The organism is Psychrobacter sp. KCTC 72983, assembly GCF_014280455.1.
Lineage (GTDB): Bacteria > Pseudomonadota > Gammaproteobacteria > Pseudomonadales > Moraxellaceae > Psychrobacter > Psychrobacter pacificensis.
Genome location: NZ_CP060390.1, coordinates 2,175,001 through 2,198,754, shown reverse-complemented (window position 1 = coordinate 2,198,754; position 23,754 = coordinate 2,175,001). Strand labels below are relative to the sequence as shown.

Sequence of the window (23,754 nt, the reverse complement as noted above, 5' to 3'; positions counted from 1 at the left end):
ACAGGAAGTTCAAAATGATAACAAAAAATACGATTACTATAGAGCCATGGATGAAAGAGCTGTGGGCATGGGCTGACAAGTTTAAAATTTCTGAAGAGGTTTTACCCCGTAATCAGGCTAATTTATTGGCGTTAACAGACTTGAGTATAGATTGTAGTCAATTAACTAATTTACCTGAAGGTATCGGCTATTTATACAACTTAACCAATCTCACGCTAAACTGCGATACGCTTGAGCGTTTGCCAGAGTCTATAGGTCTATTAAGCCAGTTAGAGAGATTGACGGTTACTAGTCATAAAATACAGCAGCTTCCTGATGGCATCGCTAATCTTGAAAGTCTACGGCTGATAGATGTTCCCAATCAGTTGATTGCTCAATTACCAAATGCTGTCATTGAGAGATATCGCAATAATGAGTTGTGGATTGAAAATATATCTTTTACTAAGTTATATACACTACAAATGAGTAAATATGAGTTATCTCATTTTGGATTTTTCCTTACTAGTGACAATTGGGATGAAAAAGCACTAATTGATCTGAAGTTCAAAGCAGCATCAGAATTTTTACTTGGTTTGCAAACGACTGAAAAAACGATCAAGCAGTTTGATGTGGTGGATGGCATTATTATTTGCCAACCTGATGAAGTACAACGAGTCATGAATATGTTTGCAACTGTTTTTAAAGCATCTGCGAGTTTATGTATTGAACATATTGAAGAGGTGCTAAGTTTTGCAAGGCCTGCTAAGTTTATACAAGCTAGCGCATTAGAAATGTCTAAATCCGACCAAGTGCTCAGTCAGATCATTGATCAGATTCCTGAAGAGATAACCGTAAAATCTGTGATGTTTCAAGTGGAAAGTAATCGCTCATTTACAGTGGATGAGTTACAAATTATGGCAGATACTATTGAAAAAATGGATATGAAGGATGAACATATTTTCTATAATGCAGAAGTTGTTGATAAGCCTGACCATTGTTGGATGGGCATGATATATATGGTTTCGTAGTTGTATTAAGTATAAATATAGCTTGAATAAAATTGTAGGCATCGTTGGAAAACGATTATCACTTAAGAATCAAAGAATATAGAAGGTGAGAGATATGAGTACAGCTTTGTTTAATGATTTTATCCAAGCTCAAAATACTGTTTATCCATCGGTTATTAAAGAGTTAACCGACGGGCAGAAGCGTACACATTGGATGTGGTTTATTTTTCCACAAGTGAAAGGGTTGGGACACAGTAAAACGTCTCGACGATTTGCAATAGAGAGTCTAGAGCAAGCGAAAGCGTATTTGCAGCATGAGGTACTTGGGGCACGGTTAATAGAGTGCGCTGAATTATTGCTGTTACACCCTAATAAAAGCGCTTTAGATATTTTTGGTTCACCGGACAATCTGAAGCTGCAATCTTCGCTAACGTTATTTGCCCTAGCATCCCCTAATAGAAAATGTGTTTTTAACGAGCTTTTGGATCAGTATTTTGAAGGTAGTTACGATATAAATACTATCAAGATGCTAAAGCAAATCAATGACCAGCAATAGCGCTAAACATAACCGAACGAGGTTTTAAAAGGAAATATGAGTATGAGTACCGTGCAAAGTTTGATAAACGATGTGAGCCAAAAAATTAACGCTTTAGAGACCGCGCAAGCACTCTATAGCCGTCAATTGTCTCCAGACTTCAGTACTTTTGATTATATCAATACCGATGAATTAGGGCTTAGTCGTATTTTGGCAGCTCTGCTTGACCCTCAAGGAAGTCATGCTCAGCAAGAAAGCTTTTTAAGGTTATTCGTTGAGTGTTGTCTGCCTGTTATATATAAAGACGATAACTGGCAGGTTTTTCTTAATAACCTTGAGAAAACAGAAGTTTTTCTTGAAGAAATAACGGGGAAAAGTAACACCCAGCGGCGTATGGATATTTATTTAAGATGTCAGGTAGGTGATCACAGCTATGGTATTTGTATTGAAAACAAACCTTATGCAGCAGATCAGCTTGACCAAATGAAAGATTATGCTATTGAGCTTGAAAAGAGAAAACATAATCATTGGCATCTCGTTTACTTAAACGAGAATAATGACGTACCAAGTGAATATAGCGTTGATACTAAAACTTTAGAAGATTGGATAACCCGCAATCAATATAGCCATCTTAGATTTAGCGATATGATTAGTTGGCTCAAAGCGTGTCAGGTAGAGTGTCAGAATTACAGCGTCAGTGAGTTTATTGCACAGCTAACTAAGTTTATTCAAAAACATTTTATGGGGATAGAAGATATGAACGAAGACAACGCAATTTTAGATATCATTAAACAGAATGCAGCTACTATTGATGCCAGTATCAAGGTATCTAACACTTTAGATCGAATGAAGAAAGAGCTGATAGCTAAGCTAAAAATAGATTTGTTAGCAAAATATAAAAAAACTGATTACGAATTAGATATTAGTTATATCGGCGAGGGCAGAAGATACGAACAGATTAGATTCATAATTCCTGGCTATGACAATGCATGGGTTTGCTTCGAGTTTGATAATGCAGGGTTTGATCGTCCAATTCTAGGAATTAAGTTCACTTCTGTAGAAGCCGCGAAAGCGTGTCCGCATACAGAAACTATGAAAACGGTACTGAATACGATGTTGACTGATAAAAAAGTGAGCTCTTCTGCTCAATGGCCCGCTTACTACTATTTTGATCCGCAGGATTGGAAAGGTTCGAGTGAGGCATGGTTAATGATAAATGAAGGCACGATGGCAGATAAAATCTTGGAAGAAATGGATAAAGTCTTTCGAATGTTAAATGAAAACGGTTGTGTTAGTGATTAAGCTAGGGTGTGTTGACAATTACCGTCAATGGATAGTCGTCGCTGCTAAATAGATATTAGCAGCAAACGACTCATTCGTTTTTTCAGCACGCATGGCAATTTTTTTGAAATCTTTCAGCTTACAGAAGAAGTTCTCGATTAAATGACGCCACTTGTACACTTCTTTATCGAAATCTCGTTGCTTTAAACGAGAGCGTTTAGGTGGTATGACCGCTTTGCTACCACGATTTTTTCAGTCTAGCAGTCGCCAATCCGTGTCAAAGGCTCTATCAGCAAGCAATGCACTAAACGCTTTGTCTTTCATTAAAGGGTTAACGCCAGCCATGTCATGCTGTTGTCCTTTCAATAAAGTAAAATCAACAAAGTTGCCTAATGCATCAACCATTGCCATGATTTTAGTGGTCATACCGCCTCTTGATTTGCCAATTGCCTGATGACAAGCCCCCCTTTTGCACCTTGTCCATGACGATGTCCCTTAACAATAGTGCCATCAATCATGGCATACTCTAAATCTGAGTCATTCAGAGCATTAAATAGCTTGCTGAATCTATCGCTTTTTACCCATCGACGGTAGCGCTTATAAACACTGTTCCAGTTACCAAATTCAGGGGGTAAATCTCGCCACGGACTACCTGTACGGACAATCCATAGAACAGCTTCGATAAATAGTCGATTATTTACGGCTGTTCTACCAACATCGGTCTCTTTACCTGCACAATACGGTTCTATCTTTGCCCACTGGCCATCACTTAGAGTTAATCTAGTCATAACACTATGAGTATCAATTATTTTCTATATGTCAACACAACCTAGTATCTTTGAAATATAGCTTTAAGTGAATCCATTCGTATCCTTGAAAGTACTGAACTCTTAATAAAGATTGCCCAAACTCAGTAGCATTTTTTAACTCATAAGTGGTAATCTTTTTTGTGTGAGAACTTAAAGATTACTGCTTCATTATTTTTTTGCCATCATTTTATTCCCGATGTTCAACAGGCCCTAATCAAAATAACAAGTGATTGTCTTGTTCTGTCTGTCGTATTCAGCCTTAGATTCATATAGGCTACCATCCATCCAATCTTCAACTTGACGACCTTTGAAGTTAGGCCAAATACTATCTATATCAGCATTTCTTGCAAACTTTAGAACTTCCTGACCACCTTCAGACTCAGGTCTGAATTTATAATGATATTCTGCCAAAGGTTGACCACGGTAGAAAACATTGTCTCTAAACTTAAAGTGATACTCAGTATATTCGTAATTTTTGTTCATTCTGACACTGTCAAGAAGACGATCAAAGCCAGGATTCCATTGTGACCTAGGTGTAACATAAAACTCATAGGTGTCACCTATAACAGCATCCGCGACTGGCAGATCTCGCACGGCTTTAATATTAGCAACCATCTGTTGATTTAGAAGGCCAATTTTCTGATAGTCAGCAGAGCTATCTCCAATACAACCGTCTTACATCCAACCAAACATGTGATAGGCGTTTGCTAGCTCTTTTCTTTTTTTTGATTTGTTAGATTTAGTGTAATCTTCAAAAGCAGTTTTAAAGCCACCAACAGTTTCAGTAGCAGCATTAATTACAGATTGCGTGACCGCATTAGTTTGAGCGCAACCGACCGAAATAAAAGTTGCACTAAAAAGAGAAGTAACTAGCAGTGAGGAATGGATACTCATAAAAATACTTGTTAAATATGTTGAGCTCTGGATTGATGTTGATTAAAGGATACTATAAATTGTTAAACAGTTGTCAGTTTTTTGGATCTTTTAATGAATAATAATTAGGTCAACTTATGAACAGTAGATAACTGTATCTTTACAAAATTTTATTTCTACGGCCATGATCAAACAGGCATTGTCACTTAATAAAAAAGAGTAGGATATTTGTGAATATAGATTTTATTCAATGTTGAGTATAATCAATAGTTAGAAATTTATAAATTCATAGTGTCACCCAAACCCTCACGACAGCCATCGTCGTCTACCCTTTATTCGCTCTTGAATTTTCAAGCACGCTATCTCTACAATCAAAGGCATCTCTGATCACGTAAATACTCGTGATTGGTTATGCTTTTTTTTATGCCATCCACCTACTGAGACAGCCATGTATGCGCTTGTTGATTGCAATAGCTTCTATGCCAACTGTGAGAAGCTCTTTCGCCCTGATCTAAGAGGTAAGGCAGTGGTCGTACTGTCTAACAATGATGGCTGCGTGGTCGCTCGCTCCAGTGAGGCAAAGCAGCTCGGTATCAAGATGGGTGTGCCGTACTTTCAGGTTAAAAAGTTCTGCGAGAAGAACGACGTTACCGTCTTTAGTTCAAACTACACTTTATATGCTGATATGTCTCACAGAGTCATGAGCACCCTCGAGAAACTGTGTCCTACCGTTGAAGTCTATTCTATCGATGAGGCTTTTTTATATTTAGCCGATTATCCGACTGCGATGACTGATCTTGATAGCTATGGGCGTAAGCTCAAAAGCATCGTTGAGCAGTACACCGGCATTCCAGTATGTGTGGGTATGGGCAGTACTAAGACCATGGCAAAGCTTGCCAATTATGCTGCTAAAAAGCACCCCGCTACTAAAGGCGTCTGCGTGCTAGATAATCTTCGATGGATCAGACGTATCATGCAGATCACCGATGTTGGTGAGGTATGGGGCGTGGGTCGTCGTTATAAGGTCAGACTTAATGAGATGGGTATTCATACGGTTTATCAACTCGCCATCTGTGAGCCTGCGAAAATAAGACAACACTTTGGGGTGGTACTCGAGCGCACCTGCTTAGAGCTTAATGGTCAAAGCTGTCTTGGTATCGAAGCGGTAGAGGCTAAGAAGCAGATCATCTCTTCTCGTTCTTTCTCCACTCGTATTAGCTGCCCTGATGAGCTCAGCCAAGCAGTATGTAGTCATGCAGCAAAAGCAGCAAGCAAACTACGTAAACAAGACAGCGTTTGTCATTATCTCAGCGTCTTTGCTAAGAATAGCCCGTTTAGTCAAACAGAGAGTTATACTTCTATATCCGGACAATGTCAGTTTATAACCCCAACCGCTGATACTAGAGTGATGGTAGCCGCTGCTCGGCAGATACTGACTCAGATCTTTAAAAAAGATGTTCGCTACGCCAAAGCTGGCGTTATGCTCTTTGATATCTACCAGCACCATGAGGTACAGCCTGACTTGTTTGCAGACGATAGTAGCGACAATCAAACCAACCGACAAAGTACCTCAAAGAGCGCAGAGGTTATTGCCGTTATGGATCAGCTTAATAAAAAATATGGTCAAAACAGTAATCAGCAGTCTGCTGTGTTTATCGCAAGCGAAGGCATCAAAGACAAGCAGTCATGGCAGATGAGCCGGGATATGCTATCGCCATGCTATACCACAAACATTAAGCAAATACCCAAAGTAGATTAAACCAGAGGTGGACTCAATGACGGTTAAGATAATAGGAAGGCTCACCGATGAAGGTGAGACGGTATTGCTCTCGCTTTATAGCGATAGAGTCAAAGCAGGCTTTCCAAGCCCAGCGACGGACTATGTGCAAAACCGCATTGATCTAAACACACTGCTTATTCACAGTCCAACTACAACCTACTTAGTAGAAGTCGAAGGCGATAGCATGATCGATATGGGTATCTACCCCAATGATATCTTGATTGTAGATCGCTCATTAAGCGCTAGGAATAAAGATATCGTGATTGCACTAGTCGATGACGGCTTTACCGCCAAGCAGCTGATACTCGGTGAGCATATTATCTTACGAGCTCACAATGAGAACTATGCAGATATCGTGGTGAAAGGCTCGCTTGAGCTGTTTGGGGTGGTGGTGAGTAGTGTTAGGCGGTTTAAGAGGTGAGAAATAATAAAAAATTCTTTTTATGTCCTAAGATCAGATATCAATCTGCATCCATGTCATATAAGCTCTTGATCCTAATATTTAAGCAGCACACTGGTAAATCTCTATCTAAGATCCGTAAGCCGTTGTCCTAGAATTCCACTCTGTCTACCCTATCCACGTGCTTGCTAACTCTAGCTCATTTCTAAAGCGCTTCAGAGCAAATTATCATTGCTCTTCTATAAGTAACTCTAAAAGTAAAATGATGCGTCACGTATTGTCGTCTAGTTGACGAGGTGGGATCTAATTGATAGCAAGTAATAGTAAGATAAGAGTAGAGGTCAATAAATGAAGCATATCGACCACATTAGATCATTATCTTAGTGGAGTGTTTATGAATCCATCAAAATCATTAACAGTTGCCAAGCTGCAGACAACTCCTGTGCTCATATTTGAAGGCGTTCTTGAACTATATAATCTTTATACCTGTCATATCAGACCCTTCATTAGTGAAGCCTTTAAACTTAAGCATAGCGCTGCTTGGACTAAAACCACATTATTTATCAAAGAAGACAAAAGATGGTTTTTAGTCAATAATTTTGAGCTTTTTCACTTGATCAAAAGTCCTGATGTTGATTTTAATGTACTCGGACAAAAAGTGTCTGTGAGATATATCCCAAAAGATCAGTTTAATTTCGACATCAGTTTTTACGAGCTTATTTATCTCATCGCAAAATACAATAAAGAAATAGATATCAAGCTCATTTACACGCAGCTAAACGAGATCTTGGATCAAGAGATAAACCAAAAATTATTTGGCAAAAATATTTTTGCTATTACTACATTTTGTCGGCTTATAAATATAAGTGAGCAAACCTATTACAAGCGACCTTCTGAGGGTGTTTTATGACTGAGAATGCTCATGAAGAGCTAGAATGGCTTGATACGCCAGCATTAACAGAAATCATTAAAAAAATTGATAATGACCAGAATTTTATATATCCAGAAGCAGTATCGACTGCCATATCTGAGATCACTTTAGCAGTACACAATAGCTATAGCCAGCCAGATGATAATCCCCAAAATCTACTAAGATTAATATTACAGGTATTACAAAGAAGGCCAGTTCCTCGGCTTTCTATGACTATTAGTAGATCAGAATTAGCAAAAAAACCACTCATCATGCAATTGCTTATTCTCATGCAACATTCTATCAATGAACATCAGCATGACTACCTACAGAAACGGTTAATTTGGCTAGCCATAGCAATGCACACCAGTGTGATGCTGACGCAGCACTGGCCAAAACAGCAAACCAAAAATATACTGATGCAATTCAAACAGGCGCAGTTTTCAGGGTCTCCTAGACGAATATGGATTTGGCATAAACTACCTGATTTACCTCAAATGATCATGAGTGTGGAAAGTATATGCGCCATTTTCACTGATCTATTAGAGCAGCAAAAAAGTGCATATGAATTGTTAAATGATAAGCAAGCTACTCATGCCGAAGAAAAGAAAGTGGCAAAAGATAAACTGAGCCAAATAGAGAAAATAACGACCGCCTATCAAAATGCGCATACGTTACGCAAGCCTAGACTTAAGTATAAGAAGCCGCCTAAACATATTAAAATTATAGCCATCAACTTAGCAGATAACACATCGAAATTGCCCTTAGACTCTACTGCAACGAGTCACAACTGGAATACCACGCCTAGCAATGATACATGGAGTAACACACGTGATGATATAGAACACAGCGCTATCGCCATAGATCTTGCATTTTTAGACGCTAATATTGAAAGCCATGACGGGTTAACCACCAGCTTTGAAGAGCGTATTGATCACCATGAGGCACCCTATGTCAGCTATGGCGAATATCCAAACCCGTTAATCAAATACTCTATACCGCTCCAAACTATAGATTTATCGCTACAACAAAACTATATGTCTCAGCGCAATCTCGCGCTTAACTCTAACACGCGCTTACTCTCCCTTGCCGGCTACCAAGCGTTATTTGCTGCGCTCAACCAAGATGCAAGCACCTTACCAGAAACAGAGACTGATAAAACCTGTGCTGGTATTTTATTGTTATCTATGATTACTGGGTTGCCAGTTAAATCCTTACTAATACCCGGCTATATCGGTCATCCTAATATTTTCAAAATCAAAGGTAAAAAATACTACATTGAACACAGTTTAGGTATTACTAAAAGATCGACAAGCCAAACATTGCCCGAAAAGGATTATGAAAATACTTCTGATACCATCAAAGTTCCACTACCATCATGGCTTATAGATGATTTACTTGCTTGCGAGTTGCCGTCAAAAGAAGATTTTACGGCTTATCTTGCCGCCTTGCGTAGCAGCCTTGGATTGCCGTACCTGTCCGTCAATCGTATAGAGACCGCACTACATGTCGTGCTCTCTCGTTATACACCTAATTGTCATACACATATCGCCGATATCATCTGTCGCACGCCTGCGTCCCATGCTCCTGCAATGTACTATAGTAGCCACACCAGCGAAGCACTTATGACACACTATAAATCAGCACTGGGCATATTTAATAGCAACAGTGATTTTGACTTAATTTATATCACCGCTTGGCATAAATATACCGTAGGCTCAGCGTTTGCGCTAACGATTGAAACCGTTTGCGACATCGTAAATGAGATGAAGTACTGGACTAATCAAAGTTCAAACGATGAGGAGCACTTTAACAGAACCAGTATTTTTGTATGGTTTGTCTTTTGCCTTTTAACCGGCGTGCGACCAAACAACGGTCTTGGCAGAATGTACGATATTGATCTTGATATGGGTTGGCTGCTCATCAATGACAAGCCTGTTAAGAAGGTCAAAAGTGATCGTCTCATTCCGCTATGCCCGACACTGATACGCCATCTAACAGACTATAGAGCGTATTTGATTAATTATCAGGCAAAGCATCAAGGTTATCATGACATCAGCGCTATCATTGACAATATCCGTTTGGGTAATGATGAAACACTATTAAAGCTGTTGTATGAACGAGCTCCTAGTGCTAACTCCCCTACTCTTAAAGACATTAAGCGTGGCGATGCTTATCATATGACCAAACACATCATTGACGCCAACCCCTATTGGACACGCCACTTTGTTCGTACGCAGCTTGAAAATCTTGGCGTTTCCTTATCGCTGATTAACACAGTTATTGGTCATGAAAAAGCTCGTCAAGAAGTATTGGGACGTTTCTCATCAAGTAGTAAAGCAGATATTAAGCGTGTAGCGTCCGTGTTTGAACAGATCGCAGCACAGCTTGGGTTATCAGATATCACAATCAATCATTATCCTAATTCAAATCATGTCGGCACAAGCACTGCAGAGGTTGATCATGCTAATAAATGAAATAAAGCTGCCAAAAATTATTGATGACTTAGCAAAGTTTGATGGTAGAAAAAAGCGCTACGTGCCTTACCCATCTATACTCAAAGACAGTGACACGGCAAGGACACGTGAGATAAAGCTACTCGCCGACTTACAAACCGAATGGGAGTCGTTGAAAAGGGTTCATCCTGGAAGTATCGGATTCATACAGTCTTTTAATAAATACTACCAACAAGCGCTTTGGCCCAATGAGCGCATCTTTTTATTTTCGCCAAGCTCTAGCGATTATTTTGATTTGTCATGGCTATCTTGGAGTCAATCTTTAAGCCAGTTTCAGATAGAGCTTTACAGGCAATTGGAGCCATTGTCCCAAGAGGGATTTGATGAGTTTCAGTCAATCATTGAAAATAAAATAGCAAAAGCTTACGAGTCATCTAGAACACTCAAACATGTTTGGCAAATCATCGTCAAGTTCATTGACTATCAAAATAAGCACTATATGCTTGCTGAGCATCACTATCCTAAGATAATCGCGCCACAGCCTACTAAAATCAATCCACTAATTACAAATACAGCTTGGTTAAAAGACGGTAAGGCGCTGGTCAAAATCATTCGCGCAGTAGAGCATCATTGGGAGCAGAACACCAATTACAGCCAAGAGCAGATTATAGGCTGGCTGATATTCTCAGGAATTGTGTATGGCGGTATCAATGAGGTACAAATGCTTCAAGGGTGGCTTATCTCATTGCTCACCAAAGAGTATCAGCCATTCATCAAAGAAAGGATAATGGTCTCGCCGCGTTTTGTACAAAAGCACTTTGGTAACGAGCGCGAAGAAGAAAGTGATAAGCTTTATAACACCAAGCAAATCATTGTAGATGTGGTCAGTCAGTGTTGGCTGATGCGTTATCATAAAAACAGCAGTCAAGCAGAAATCAAACATATCATTGCCAAGCTGTCAGAAGATAAGATAAAGCGATACTTGACCGTGGCTTTGTCTGACGTGATCAAGCCTTTAGGTATTAAACCACTTCCCTTTTCAAGGTTTTTATATTACGCCAGTTATTACTGGGAGGATTTCGATGACGCTAGTATCGACCATGCTTCAGTTGGGGTGCTGCGAGGTATGCATAATACTGCAGGATTAAGTACGCAAGACTTTGGTCGGTTCTTGAACCAAAAATATCAGTATAAAGAGGAGCCGTATAATCTAGAACATATTTTGACGCTGTCTATCAGCAAAAGCTCTGTTAATCAAAACGAGTCATCTAGTAGTAGTTCTACCAAAAAGATAGAGGTTAGAAAGTCTGATTTAATTATGAATCTGACTAAAGACTTCAAAACGGATGAAAAACAGAAAAAGAAAAAAACCAGCAAAAAGCCGCCTACTCTTATTGAAAGAGTACAAAAACGTTATAAGCAATACGATGACTTAAGTGAAAAAATTTTATTAGATTGGGTGTTGAATTTACTCAATCGAAAAGAATCAAAATCGCTTAGCAATGAGTCTATTTTGAAATATATCAGAACCATAGGCTATGAATGGTTATATTTCACAACAGCGCAGCCGCTTGATATTTGGTCAGAAGAAGAGTTTGAAGAGCTCTATGAAGACATCTTAGAATACAAAGCTGTCGTACGAAACAATACTGATATTGGATATTCTGCCAATTTATTAAAGAGTATGCACAACTTTGCCAAGAGCAAATACAACCTTCCCTCTGTGAATTTCCAGCAGTCCAAAAATGGTCGGCGTGTACGTGCGGAGCTGATATCACCGCAAGCGTACCAAGCCATTATTACGCAGATACTGGGTTCTGTAGATATATTGGAGCGGGAGATGTTCGCGCTTTTATTTATCTTAGTCTATCGTACTGGGATGCGCAAAAAAGAGCTGTTGGGTCTTAAGTATAATGACATCGAAGGCTTAAAAACAGCTGTACCATCAGTGGTGATAAGGCCCAATAGCTACCGTCCAACTAAGACTCAAAGTAGTATTCGCCGCGTTCCCTTATTTGCTCTCCTCAAACCTAATGAGCTGAATTTTTTTATTAATTTTGTGCAGAGTAATATTGGCGACAGTTCAAACAAATTTATCTTTACCTTATCATCGGATCAGCGCCCTATTGATGACCATGTTCCGTTGCAGTTACTCAAACGAGTCTTAAAAGACATATCGGTAGATGATAATGTAGCAGAGCATACTTTTCATGGGTTTAGGCATACGGCAGTGAGCAACCTATCTTTAGCGCTAGTAGGCCATTCAGATCTCGTAGAAGCACTCACCGATTATGACGAAAGCGACGTATTGCGTATAAAAGAAGGCCTACTCGGGGAGCATACAGATGCCCAGGATCGCTGGTACGCTCTATCAGGTATTATGGGGCACTTATCGCCTGAGCGGAGCTTTGAGTATTACAACCATTTTGCCACGCTGATGGCGACCTATGCGCTTAGTAAAGCAGATATAAAGCTGCCAAATCGAACGCTATATAACATAACAGGTTTTACGAACAAAAAGCTTAAGGAGAATAATGCAACTGTTAGTAATAGTAGCGTCAGCATACCTAGTATACGTACACTTTTATTTAAAAATATCATAGAGGGCAAACGTAAGTCGCCGAAATTTACGATCGAAAGCCGTGATAAGCAATTTCTCTTGAATACCAATACGCTAGCCAATAATGAGCTGTTTGGTCGTTATGGTTTAAACCGAGTACAGCTGCTACTACAGACCTATGATAAAGAGATTCCTTTAAATAAAGCAGCCCAGCTAGCAAATATTTCTATTCACGATGCAAAAGTTCTAATAGAACGTGCCAGCGAGGTTGCTGCTATCACTACCAAACGCGGCAAACCTCGCTTTGTTAAGCTATCAGATTCAAAGAATTCCGTACTGAGTCCACTGAACATTCAATACCAAAGTGACTTAAGATTGCTATCGCTTTTATTAAGTAATGCCTATCGCTTACGAGAAAAATCAGGGACTGACTGGACTTGGTTTATTGAGATATGTAGTCAAAAAATATCTAATAGCAAAGCTTATATACCTTTCGGAAAAGGAGATGAGAAAGAGTTGCAACGTTTCATTGATATTGCGGAAAAACTGCTGCCTTTGAAACATTGGCTGACAAGTAGCAACGAAACCTTGTTGATGAAAAATATGTCACCTACCGATTATCAAGATATTAAGCGGCAGTCTAACAACTCAATAGAAGCTATTCATATCGGTATTGCTAGCCGAGATCCTAGAGATCAAACGAACAGATGGCAGTATTCGCCGCTACTACGGTTTTTTGTGCATATGATGCTGATTACTGATGAAAAACTGTCTATTGCGAATTAAGTTTTTTGCATAAAAACCATTTACCATAATCTACCGTTATGGGAACAATGGCAGCGTTAAATCAGGCGCTAGCAGATAGAAACAAGCCCAAAGATGTGATTCATCATAGCGATCGCGGCGTTCAGTATCTATCCATTCGCTATACTTCTAGTAGGACTGATTGCAGCGTGATTGCTTCCGTTGGCACAACAGGTGACTCATACGATAATGCCTTGGCTGAAACCGTCAACAGGCTATTTAAGTCTGAGGTGATTGAGTACCTAAAAGAGAAGTGGCATGGGGTGAACAATGTTGAACTGGCAACCCTTGAATGGGTGGAATGGTTTAATAAAGCCCGAATGCATAGTGCAATTGGTTATGTCTCACCTTTTGAGTTTGAAAAGCGGTATTATGATAATTTAACCCTATCAGGCATTGCTGCCTGACTCAAGTAAACCAGTCTCTGATATAGTCTGGGCGGTTCACTGCAAAAGATCCCGGTTTCAATAGACCTGCGCGGCTTAGGTGTCGCCTCGCGCCGATCAGAAAGCCACATGCGATTGTCAACCCGCCAGATCAATACCCTTAGGGAGTTCGAACATGATCCTGAAACTTAACGTCAAACTCCATTATCGGCTCCCCGCACCGATGGACCTTTTGCTTCAGATCGAAGCTGCCGATCTTGCGGACCAGTGGGTGCGTTCGGCCGAGATTTGGACATCAGACGTTGCGCATTTTTCACGGGTCGCCGCCGATGATGGCATAGGAGAGCGGATTTGGATCCGCGCCGAAGGGGATTTTAGCTGCACTTACATTGCAGAAATTGCCGTTGACCGTCCTGCCTTGGACATATCGGCATTGCCCCAAACGCCCCTCTATCTTTTGCCCGGAGAGACGATCAAACATTTGATGCCGTCTCGCTATTACCCGTCAGACCAGTTCCAAGCCTTCGTGGACGCCGAATTTGGCTATCTCGCTGGCGGCGCACGGATTGCCGCGATGCGAGATTGGATCGAGTCGGCGTTTAGCTATGTGCCCGGATCGAGCCACGCACAAACCACCGCGCTCGACAGCTTTGTTCAACGTCAGGGTGTATGCCGCGACTTCGCGCATGTTCTCGTGACACTAGCGCGCGCGTCTTCGATACCGGCTAGGTTCGCGAGCGTTTATGCGCCTGAGGTGACGCCACAGGACTTTCATGCCGTGGCCGAGGTCTATATCGGGGGGAGCTGGCACCTCATTGATCCGACCGGCATGGCAGATGCCGACACGATGGCCCGCATCGGTGTTGGATCCGACGCGTCCAGAGTTGCGTTCTTAACTGCGTTCGGATCTATGGAATTGGTCAATCAATCGGTATCCGTGACTAGACAAGCTTAGGGTCCTGACCCTAGGCATATGGGCCTGCGTTTAAGACAATGACCGCTGCCATAACAGGAGGGAGGCGGCAGTAGTCTTGTTCAATCGGTTTCGCGCTCTTCACGTTCTTCACGTTCTTCACCCTGCAGATCAAGGACACGGTAGGTATGCCATGTTACGTATCCAAGAATAAGCAAGACCAAGAGTTGCTACAAACGAGTTATCCGCTCCATAACCAACACCATTCATGTTCGCTTGCAGTTTGCCATCAGTATTGCCCAGACTTACACCGACAGAGATCGCATCACCCTCATAGCTGGTGGTGTTCTCAATTTCTTTCGTCTCTATACCGCCAAGACTTTCATAGTTATTACGTCCTGCGTCACGAGCGGCTTCGGTGGTGGTAATCGCTCCACCGATGAGCGTGGTTTTACCGCCAGCGGTCAGATCAAAGCCACCATCGCCTGTGAAGATTCCTGACTGCTCACCAACCCCTTTATAGTCTGCATTTAAGTCAGTCTTACCACCATTGACCGAAATACTAGAGCCTGCACCTCCGCCTGCTATATCAATATCAGTATTAAAGCCCATGTTCTTTTGTTTGCTATCATAAGTAGCTGTGTCTTGTAGTGATTCGATGTTGAAATCGCTGCCGATAGAATGCTGGACTATTGGCTCAGAGTAACAAAAAAAGCTACGACTCATTAAGAATTGTAGCTTTTAATAAAACTAAGTTTTTTATACAACAAAGATATATGCTAGATATTTTGTTATATTTGAACTTAGCTTTCTTATCAAAAATCACCCACCTATAACATTGAGAATATAGTTAAAATTCTTTAGTTACTTTGAAAAAAAGCAATTGATTCAATATTAAGCTCTCTTTTATTTAGAATAGGAACTATTTTAGATAAGTACCAGTCAAAATCAGTAACTCCATAACTATTTAACTGCCTATTATTGCTGAGTGACATGCTAATCGATAAATCTTGCCTTACTAAGAACGCACCGCCTATATTTGTATCTAACCACGACAAAGAAACCCCTAGAACTTCATTAATACTATTCTTCTTCCTTAATATTTCGATAACCTCATAATCCGTAATAATGTCTTCTGACTGCCAATTAAACATGCCATCATCATTTATAGGCAAATAAACTTTTTTCCCATTATCTTCGATTCTCCAACCATTCCTTAATAAACATTCAATTATCTCTACTGAATCTATATTACCTTCAAATAATTCTATATCTAGAGTAGCTGAAACTGACATAAAAAACCCTTATATATATTGACTTAATAAATTACTGGTGCTCATAAGTTGAAATTCCCTTTTTATTTAACCAGTTCTTTATATCTTTTGGTATCGGAGTGTTGGAATGCAATTCATAAGTTCCACCATTCTCATTTGCAATCCTTTTTCTATCTCCCATATCTGATCTGAATTTTTCCAATTTACGTGGCTTAGAGGTAACATCTCTCCAATAATTGCCAGATTTTGCTTCGTACCACCTATTGCCAAAGGCTCCATCAAACTCCCTGCCACCTTTAGAGAAGCTTTCAATACCTCCATAGCTAGAATGAAGCCAAGCTTCGAATTTTTTCCCAACTAATCCTTTAGCTAGTTCTCTTTTACCACTCGGTTTGTTAGAATATAAATCATTATCAGGCTCCATGCCATCCGCGTCATTTTTGCTAGATTTAACCCCTCTTGCTTCTTGCAACGCTTCACTAATTGCCCTTGCTTTGATCCCACCAAAGGCTTCTCTTATTATCAGTATTTTATCTGCATCACTATCAGCTTTGAGATAAGCATCTAATACCCCTACTGGCCAAACAGCTATACCAATACTAGCTGCTATAACTCGTGCTTCTTTATCACTGAATGGCGATTTTCCTACACGACCTAGTTGTTTATCAACACGCAAATCAGCACTATGATTATTATCAACCGCAACCTTGCTTGTCTCGGCGGCATTGGCAGCATCATTAGCATTACCTGTAATCGCATCAATAGTCAGACCGACTGCACTGGTAATAGCACTGATGGTATCTTTTTGCTCAGCAGTAAGCTTGGAAGGATCACTACTACCATAGAGAAACTTCGATAAAACTGGGGCTGTAGCCTCACCTGCCCCTGCCGAAACACCGCCAGTCACTGCATCATTACCAGTCGTATAACTGATAGCTGCGCCTAATACACCTTGAGCTAAAGTATGAGAGGCGCTGCCTTGCTCCGATCGCTTCCCACCGTCTATACTATTGACGACTTCATTTGCTTTAAAATAAGTCCCGATCTGATTTGCTACAAAAGGGCTGGCAGCTTTAGCAACATAACCCGTCGCGCCATTACTGTTTGGTCCATATATTGCACCTGCAACGGCGTCAAATAGCAGACCTTGGTTTACAAGCTTATCTGCCGCATCAAATTTTTCTCGTGCTGTATGATAGTCTCCAGCATTACTGGCTTCTTCTGCCTCATCCCTTAACTTCTTCTCTTTGGCATTAATATCAGTCTTAATCTTACGATGCTCTTGGTCAAAGGCTTGGGTGATTTCTACCTGCGCCCCAAGCTCCTCATTCACCCGACCAGCATCAAAGTTATTCTCTAGGATACCTGCATACTCAGCACGGTTGTCCGTGGTGATGTCTTTATTACCTGCAATGCCTGTAATACCTGCACGAGTAACACTGCTATCACTGTCGCCATCGCTGCCGTAACCAATACCATTCATTTGTGCTTGTGGTTTACCAGTAGTATTACCAACACTGACGCCGACAGAGATCGCATCACCGTCATAGCTGGTGGTGTTCTCAATTTCTTTCGTCTCTATACCGCCAAGACTTTCATAGTTATTACGTCCTGCGTCACGAGCGGCTTCGGTGGTGGTGATTGCTCCGCCTATGAGCGTGGTTTTACCTTTAGCGGTAAGATCAAGACCACCATCCCCTGTAAAGATTCCTGACTGCTCGCCAACGCCTTTATAGTCTGCATTTAGGTTGGTCTTGCCACCATTAACCGAAAGACTAGAGCCTTCACCTGTGGTCATATCAAGGTCAGCACTAAAGCCCATGTTCTTTTGCTTGCTGTCATAAGTGGCTGTGTCTTATTTTGAAAAATAAAAAAAGCTACGATTCGTTTAAAATCGTAGCTTTTAACTAAATTTACTTTATTTCTTCTTGGAATTATAGGCTTCATACAAGCTAAACCTTATAACTCTTTTTGTTCGAAACGCTGCAAATCAGTATTTTCTGCAACCAACTTATTACAGTATTCAATCCATTCTTGCGACCATCTAGCATGCTTATATTTCCAGACCGTTCGGTCTAATACTACTCTATCTTGAACCTTATCAAAGAGCATAATATCTAATGCAGGATCTTTTGCTATTTTCTCTAAAATATTTATGTCCAATAACTCAGGTAGTAAAGTAGTTAAGTGTATATAACCTTCTTCATCTTCACAAACATCCAAATAAAAGCAACCTGTCCTATCATTATACGCTGAGCTATGCTGAAGAAACCGTACAAGTAAACTTGGTAAACTAACGACTCAACGAGGAGTTTACCATGACCAAGAAAGTTAGAACTTACAGCACAGAATTTAAAGCAGAAGCTGTCAAGAAGATAGCGGATAATAATGGCAATATTTCAGCTACTGCAAAGCAGCTCGGGATCGCCATGCAAACCTTATCTAACTGGCAGAATAAAGCCAATCAGGGCAAGCTTGTGGGCACTGAACAATACGATCCTGATCTTATGACGGCTCTTCAGGAAATAAAGCAGCTCAAACGACAGCTTAAAGTAGCCGAAGAGGAACGAGAGATACTAAAAAAGGCGACGGCGTACTTTGCAAAGCACAGCTAGTCAGGTACGCCTTTATCAAAGACAATCAGCAGATATTTAGCATCACAACTATGTGCCGTGTATTAAAGGTTAAATCATCAAGTTACTATGACTGGTCAAGTCGTGACATTAGTGATCAGCAGATACATCGTAATCACTGCGAGCTACTAGTCAAAGCCGCTCATACTGAAACATATGAGCGTTATGGCGTAGATCGTCTACATGCGCATCTAAGTGATCAAGGCCATGACATCAGTCCCTACATGGTTAGAAGTATTAAAGAGGAACACGGCATCAAGTGCCGTCGTCATAAGCGCTTTAAAGTCACTACTGATTCCAATCACAATAAACTGGTCTATGACAACGTGCTGAATCAGCAGTTTGACGCCAAGCGTCCCAATGAGTCTTGGGTCAGCGATATTACTTATATCTGGACAAACGAAGGTTGGCTGTACTTAGCTGGAGTCAAAGATTTATACACTAAAGAGCTTGTCGGATACGCTATTAACAAGCGCATGACCGCAGATTTAGTATGTCGTGCGCTTAACATGGCAATTAAGAATAAACGCCCAAGCAAGGGACTAATTGTGCATTCTGATAGAGGCAGCCAGTATTGCAGTCACGCCTACCACAAGACCATTAATCAGCATCAATTTATAGGCTCAATGAGCGGCAAAGGCAACTGTTTCGATAACGCTCCGATAGAAAGCTTCTGGGGCACATTAAAGAATGAGCTGGTGTATCACCAAGACTATAAAACAAGGTTCACAGCCATCGGTAACCCTCCCAAACTTAAGACACCTAATAAATAGAATTAAGCTGCCTGATTGAGTTTCTGTATCGGTGTAAAACCGCCATTGCCCATATTTGGGCGCTTATGATTATAATGGTATAACCAGTTTTCTGCTTGTGCGCGTACCTGCTCTAGATTATCAAACAGCTCCTGATTTAACCAATCATATCTCATGGTTCTGTTAAAGCGCTCTACATACGCATTTTGCTGTGGATTGCCAGGTTCAATATAGCTTAAGATGATACCTTGCTGCTCAGCCCAGTCTTTGAGCGCATTGCTGATGTATTCAGGGCCGTTATCGCATCTTATCTGCACAGGTTTGCCTCGGTACTCAATAAGCTGATTAAGACTGCGTATGACCCTCCCGGCCGGTAGCGAGAAGTCGACTTCAACGGTGAGTGCCTCACGGTTGTAATCATCAATGACATTGAACAGTCTAAAGCCGCGGCCATCAGTTAAGCTGTCGTGCATAAAGTCCATGCTCCAGCTTTGGTTAATCCTATCAGGTACTGCTAATGGTATTGGTTTAGCACGTTTAATGCGACGCTTAGGCTTGATTCTAAGGTTGAGTTCAAGCTCGCAGTAGATGCGATATACCCGCTTATGGTTGTACGGCAGTCCTAGCACATTACGCAAGGTTAAAAAGCACAAGCCAAAGCCCCAGTTCTTGTTCTCATCGGTCAGTTTGATAAGTAAGTCCGCTATTTGCTGGTTCTCATCTGTTGCCACCGACTTGTGATAATAACAGGTGACGCTGATGTTAAAGATACGGCAAGCACGGCGTATGCTAATGCTACGATCTTCAATGTAGTGACAAACCAACGCTTTGCGCCTTTGGGGCGCTACCACTTTTTTGTCATGGCATCCTGTAGAATATCGGACTTAAGACATTCGTCAGCATACATCTTCTTAAGACGTGCATTTTCAACTTCAAGTTCTTTTAAGCGCGCAATTAAAGAGGCATCCATGCCGCCATACTTTGAGCGCCAGTTGTAAAAGGTACTTTGGCTGATGTTATGCTCGCGGCACAGCTCGGTAATAGGGACGCCTTGTTCGGCTTGTTTTAGGATGTTGACGATTTGGTTGTCGCTAAAGCGTGTCTTTTTCATAGAATTCTCCTGCTGGTGTATTTTAGCAGTTACTCTCTATTTGTAAGTGTTCTTATTTATTGGGGGGATTACCCATCAATGATATTATCAGTTATATCGAGCTGTACTACAATCAGACGAGGATTCAAAAGGGTTTGGGCTATCAATCGCCAAGACAGGTGTGGTTTGATTATTATCGTCAAGCTGCGTAACTAAAATCTCCCAAGTTTAAGTCTACGGGATTGACGGCAGGGGTCACGCTTTTTCACTTTCTTCTTCAGTAAATCGTTGGCTTACAAATATCTCGTAAAGCTCTTCAGGAAATAATACACCTACATATGTGTCCATGCTATCGAACGCGGTATATAACTTTTTCAACAAACAATGAGGTAGATAACAACTCTTTTCTTCAGGATAGCCCAAATAATCCAGTCTGATAGTCACACCTTCGTGATCCATTAACCCCCAATGGTGCCATGCACTGCGACCTTCGCCAACATGTAGCATTTTAAAATTTTTAATATCTACGTAGCTATAAGAAATACTCATTAAAATTTCCTTTTATTTTCTAGAAAACTTATTCCTTTCTTCTATAAAATTCTCCGAAGTATTCAGGTTTTTTAAGAAAAAAGTCACTTTCGTTATTAATGATTATTTCACTATTTCCTGAAAAAGATTCTTAATAGTTATAGTGGCGAATTATGACTCCAACCCTCTGCTACGATTTCTTTAACCGCTTGATCGTAATATTCTGGTAGCTTTCTATCTTTATAATAACTGGTATTCATGAACTCTTTATATTCTAAGCCTCCAGTCAAGCTATCAATCATCCTATCGTACGGTTCACGAACTTCAGGCCATGACAACTCATCGCCTAACACTCGACCAGTATAGCTCATCATATAACTTTGCAATGCGAAAGGCTTCTTCATTTTACCCTGTATAGCTAGACGGTATATAGGCTCGAATGCTTCTAATACTGGTCTAACTAGTCTAGTATTGAATTGAATGGACTTTTGAATGTCGTCGTCATCCCATTCAGGACGATGGATAGAAGCTACTCTTACTATTTTTTCTCTAGACTTCCATTCGATAAGCGCTTTTTTAAACTCAATAGCAGCTTGCTTAATTTCTTGCTCGTTCATACTAAACTCTTTCATATTATTTAACCTTTATAACGTCATTAGTTTTGGCAGGTTCATCCCATAATGTACGATTTGGCACTATATAGTCAATCAATATTAAAAGTGGTACAAGGCAGACGAGTGCAAGTACTACAGTAGTAGGCTAAACGAGTCTAACGCTGTAACACTTTAATAGTGGTTCGACTATAGTTTGAGTTGCATTACCCACATTGGTCACTCATAAGGGATTAGTCGTCGACGCAATTGAAGATTGATAAACTCTTGGTGCTTCACCTGCTTTTGGATTCATGACAAAAAAAGCTACGATACGTATCGTGCATCGTAGCTTCTAGTTAAATCAATAATTTTGTAGAATAAATTATAGTATAAATATTTCTGAAGCAATCCTATACTAGGAAAGCATATCTTGCTCTATTTTCTTTCTTTCTGAATTCCTGTCCATATAAGTTTTGGATCGCCTGTATATTTACAAAAGCATAATGCAGGCCAGTCTTTATCATTAGTAATATAAACACCAAGTGAATTACTCAAATGTACCTTTTCACACCAAATGCTATGTATGTACCAACCTTGTTCATTTTTAGGGCTTTCAAGCTGCTGTAATAATTCTCCAGCAGCATTATAGACCGCGGCATTATTAGGTGGAATAAATTTATCGTTATCTTCAAAAAAAACTAGCATTACATACTTACTATCGATTATATATGAAGACCTAATTCCAAATGAAGTAATAGTTTGAGTAGTTCCATCTTCCATCATAAGATTAACAGTATACTCAATACAACTTCCACGGTCTTTTACACTACTCCATTCAACAAAATCTTCAAAAAATATATCTGATTTTTTAGCAGGTGAGCCAGAACTAATTCTATATACTATTTCGTTATTACTAAATATAATTCTTTTATAAATACAACAAATTCTTTTCATACTAATTAATTTCCTTTATTTCTTTTATTTCAAATAGTTCAGGATTAGTATAGGGAGACTTATCTACAAAGTTAGTTTGTTTGACTCCACCTGGTAAAGTTTTTTTCGTCACTGTATCGTACATTGTTCCTGCTATACCTTCACGTACGCCTACTCCAGATTTTACTTCAAATTCAACTACATAAAAACTATTAGGCTCACCATTATCTAAATTCTTTGGTTTGAACTCTTCTGTCACAGCTAATTTATTTCGCATATCACTAACTGAATTTACAGGTTCTTGAGTAGCCCATCCCCCTAAGGACTTAGACGGATTAGGATTTTTCGGATCAATAATAGTTTCGTACTGATCTTTGCTAACTACCATACGGTAAGTTTCGGGTTGATCGACAACTCTATCTTTAACTGTTGTTCCAGGTTTCCAAGCAGGATATCCAGTTCCGTAATAGGAAGGCCATTCTTCGTTCATCTCAATAATCTGACTATCACTTATACCTTTGGTACTACCTGTACGTGGCAAACCGTCTCGATCTGTCACCTGACCTGCATTAATATTCTCTGCGCGATGTATAACTGGGTTATTAGGTGTTGCTGTAAAATCCCTTACGGCTGAATTACCGAAGCTTGGATTATCAACATTAACATTATTCTCAATACGCTGAGCGTCTATTTCTGCTTTAGAAGCTGCGCTATTTACTGTAGCTCTAGGCTTCGGCTTGGTTATATTTAATACTACACCACCTGCGCCTAAGTCAGTACCCAGCTTAACCCAACCTACGGGCTTTTTAGAACAACACCAAAAAATTTGATATTTAATTTAATACGATTCTGGGTGTCGCAAGCTTCACCCAGTCTACGGGCTGCCTCCTATTAGCGGTAAGGTTTGACTTAATATTTAAAACTTCTCAATCAATTATCATTAACGCTTGCTATCAAAAAGGTTATTTTGTTTCTTAATTCTATTAGTACTTCATTTACTTCAACTCTTTCATCAAAATTTTCCCTCCAAATGAAAAAGTCAGAAAAGCTACCGTTACCAGAATTCATAAAGCTGTAAGTGTCACCAACACTTTCAATAGTTGCTTTGGCGTTTTCATCGTAATTTAGTGAATGCTGTATTCTATTTAGAATTACATCGATACCCCTTATAAAATTATTCTCGTTCTCTTGAATCAAAATCTTTCTTAATTCAATGAAATAATTATTTAATTCAATTAATCTATTTTTATTATTCATA

21 protein-coding genes and 3 pseudogenes are annotated in these 23,754 nt (G+C 40.1%); 11 read left to right on the top strand and 13 right to left on the bottom strand.

Annotated elements, in window-relative coordinates:
* Positions 1 to 14: 14 nt before the first annotated feature.
* The 3 genes from PSBA01_RS09450 to PSBA01_RS09440 all read left to right on the top strand — a co-directional run bounded on the left by PSBA01_RS09450 (position 15) and on the right by PSBA01_RS09440 (position 2,823).
* On the top strand, positions 15 to 1,007 hold the full coding sequence (locus PSBA01_RS09450; protein ID WP_186474091.1) for a leucine-rich repeat domain-containing protein: 993 nt from the start codon (positions 15 to 17) through the stop codon (positions 1,005 to 1,007).
* 94 nt (positions 1,008 to 1,101) lie between these two features.
* A complete protein-coding gene (locus PSBA01_RS09445; protein WP_186474090.1) occupies positions 1,102 to 1,542 on the top strand; it encodes a DUF1810 domain-containing protein in 441 nt (146 codons plus the stop codon).
* A 42-nt stretch (positions 1,543 to 1,584) separates the two neighbouring features.
* Positions 1,585 to 2,823 carry a PD-(D/E)XK nuclease family protein gene (locus PSBA01_RS09440; protein WP_186474089.1) on the top strand — a complete coding sequence of 413 codons (1,239 nt, stop codon included), beginning with the start codon at positions 1,585 to 1,587 and terminating at the stop codon, positions 2,821 to 2,823.
* A gap of 24 nt (positions 2,824 to 2,847) precedes the next feature.
* On the opposite strand, the pseudogene PSBA01_RS09435 reads toward PSBA01_RS09440, so the two are convergent.
* From PSBA01_RS09435 to PSBA01_RS09425, 3 genes and pseudogenes are all read right to left on the bottom strand, one after another.
* Positions 2,848 to 3,590 (bottom strand): annotated as a pseudogene (locus PSBA01_RS09435) (IS5 family transposase).
* A 231-nt stretch (positions 3,591 to 3,821) separates the two neighbouring features.
* On the bottom strand, positions 3,822 to 4,226 hold the full coding sequence (locus PSBA01_RS09430) for a hypothetical protein (protein WP_186474088.1): 405 nt from the start codon (positions 4,224 to 4,226) through the stop codon (positions 3,822 to 3,824).
* 60 nt (positions 4,227 to 4,286) lie between these two features.
* The gene (locus PSBA01_RS09425) at positions 4,287 to 4,505 is read right to left on the bottom strand and encodes a hypothetical protein (RefSeq protein WP_186474087.1); all 219 of its coding nucleotides are present in this window, start codon (positions 4,503 to 4,505) and stop codon (positions 4,287 to 4,289) included.
* Between the two features lie 427 nt (positions 4,506 to 4,932).
* Here PSBA01_RS09425 and PSBA01_RS09420 point away from each other — a divergent pair, with 427 nt between their 5' ends.
* The 7 genes and pseudogenes from PSBA01_RS09420 (at position 4,933) to PSBA01_RS09390 (ending at position 14,735) form a co-directional block, all read left to right on the top strand.
* The gene (locus PSBA01_RS09420) at positions 4,933 to 6,243 is read left to right on the top strand and encodes a Y-family DNA polymerase (protein ID WP_186474086.1); all 1,311 of its coding nucleotides are present in this window, start codon (positions 4,933 to 4,935) and stop codon (positions 6,241 to 6,243) included.
* A gap of 16 nt (positions 6,244 to 6,259) precedes the next feature.
* A complete protein-coding gene (locus PSBA01_RS09415) occupies positions 6,260 to 6,685 on the top strand; it encodes a LexA family protein (RefSeq protein WP_025645154.1) in 426 nt (141 codons plus the stop codon).
* Between the two features lie 373 nt (positions 6,686 to 7,058).
* Positions 7,059 to 7,574 (top strand): hypothetical protein, encoded by a 516-nt coding sequence (locus tag PSBA01_RS09410; protein ID WP_186474084.1) that lies wholly within the window; start codon positions 7,059 to 7,061, stop codon positions 7,572 to 7,574.
* Positions 7,571 to 10,051, top strand: a complete 2,481-nt coding sequence (locus PSBA01_RS09405; RefSeq protein WP_186474082.1) for a hypothetical protein — start codon at positions 7,571 to 7,573, stop codon at positions 10,049 to 10,051. The genes PSBA01_RS09410 and PSBA01_RS09405 overlap by 4 nt, the downstream gene beginning before the upstream one ends.
* Entirely contained in the window at positions 10,038 to 13,376 is a 3,339-nt protein-coding gene (locus PSBA01_RS09400) for a tyrosine-type recombinase/integrase (RefSeq protein WP_186474081.1), read from the top strand. Before PSBA01_RS09405 ends, PSBA01_RS09400 begins: the two co-directional genes overlap by 14 nt.
* A 29-nt stretch (positions 13,377 to 13,405) precedes the next feature.
* A pseudogene (locus PSBA01_RS09395) lies at positions 13,406 to 13,801 on the top strand (integrase core domain-containing protein); the annotation flags it as partial.
* A gap of 154 nt (positions 13,802 to 13,955) precedes the next feature.
* Positions 13,956 to 14,735 (top strand): transglutaminase-like domain-containing protein, encoded by a 780-nt coding sequence (locus PSBA01_RS09390; RefSeq protein ID WP_186474079.1) that lies wholly within the window; start codon positions 13,956 to 13,958, stop codon positions 14,733 to 14,735.
* Between the two features lie 129 nt (positions 14,736 to 14,864).
* Here PSBA01_RS09390 and PSBA01_RS09385 read toward each other — a convergent pair whose 3' ends face one another.
* From PSBA01_RS09385 to PSBA01_RS09370, 4 genes are all read right to left on the bottom strand, one after another.
* A complete protein-coding gene (locus tag PSBA01_RS09385; protein WP_186474078.1) occupies positions 14,865 to 15,419 on the bottom strand; it encodes a hemagglutinin repeat-containing protein in 555 nt (184 codons plus the stop codon).
* A gap of 134 nt (positions 15,420 to 15,553) precedes the next feature.
* Entirely contained in the window at positions 15,554 to 15,988 is a 435-nt protein-coding gene (locus PSBA01_RS09380) for a hypothetical protein (protein ID WP_186474077.1), read from the bottom strand.
* Between the two features lie 31 nt (positions 15,989 to 16,019).
* Entirely contained in the window at positions 16,020 to 17,789 is a 1,770-nt protein-coding gene (locus PSBA01_RS09375; RefSeq protein ID WP_186474076.1) for a VENN motif pre-toxin domain-containing protein, read from the bottom strand.
* A 137-nt stretch (positions 17,790 to 17,926) separates the two neighbouring features.
* On the bottom strand, positions 17,927 to 18,190 hold the full coding sequence (locus PSBA01_RS09370) for a hypothetical protein (RefSeq protein ID WP_186474075.1): 264 nt from the start codon (positions 18,188 to 18,190) through the stop codon (positions 17,927 to 17,929).
* A gap of 95 nt (positions 18,191 to 18,285) precedes the next feature.
* Between PSBA01_RS09370 and PSBA01_RS09365 the strand changes: the two are divergent.
* A pseudogene (locus tag PSBA01_RS09365) lies at positions 18,286 to 19,337 on the top strand (IS3 family transposase); the annotation flags it as partial.
* A gap of 38 nt (positions 19,338 to 19,375) precedes the next feature.
* On the opposite strand, the gene PSBA01_RS09360 reads toward PSBA01_RS09365, so the two are convergent.
* The 6 genes from PSBA01_RS09360 to PSBA01_RS09335 all read right to left on the bottom strand — a co-directional run bounded on the left by PSBA01_RS09360 (position 19,376) and on the right by PSBA01_RS09335 (position 23,753).
* Positions 19,376 to 20,463, bottom strand: a protein-coding gene (locus tag PSBA01_RS09360) for an IS3 family transposase (protein ID WP_186473796.1) whose coding sequence is annotated in 2 segments (ribosomal slippage) — positions 19,376 to 20,211 and positions 20,211 to 20,463 — 1,089 coding nt in all. Because the reading frame shifts where the segments join, the coding sequence is not laid out codon by codon here.
* 234 nt (positions 20,464 to 20,697) lie between these two features.
* On the bottom strand, positions 20,698 to 20,991 hold the full coding sequence (locus PSBA01_RS09355; protein WP_186474073.1) for a hypothetical protein: 294 nt from the start codon (positions 20,989 to 20,991) through the stop codon (positions 20,698 to 20,700).
* Between the two features lie 137 nt (positions 20,992 to 21,128).
* Entirely contained in the window at positions 21,129 to 21,587 is a 459-nt protein-coding gene (locus PSBA01_RS09350; RefSeq protein WP_228724555.1) for a hypothetical protein, read from the bottom strand.
* Positions 21,588 to 21,998: 411 nt separating this feature from the next.
* A complete protein-coding gene (locus PSBA01_RS09345) occupies positions 21,999 to 22,517 on the bottom strand; it encodes a hypothetical protein (protein WP_075107685.1) in 519 nt (172 codons plus the stop codon).
* A gap of 1 nt (position 22,518) precedes the next feature.
* Positions 22,519 to 23,055 carry a hypothetical protein gene (locus PSBA01_RS09340; RefSeq protein ID WP_075107684.1) on the bottom strand — a complete coding sequence of 179 codons (537 nt, stop codon included), beginning with the start codon at positions 23,053 to 23,055 and terminating at the stop codon, positions 22,519 to 22,521.
* 371 nt (positions 23,056 to 23,426) lie between these two features.
* Entirely contained in the window at positions 23,427 to 23,753 is a 327-nt protein-coding gene (locus tag PSBA01_RS09335; protein WP_075107683.1) for a hypothetical protein, read from the bottom strand.
* Position 23,754 lies beyond the last annotated feature (1 nt).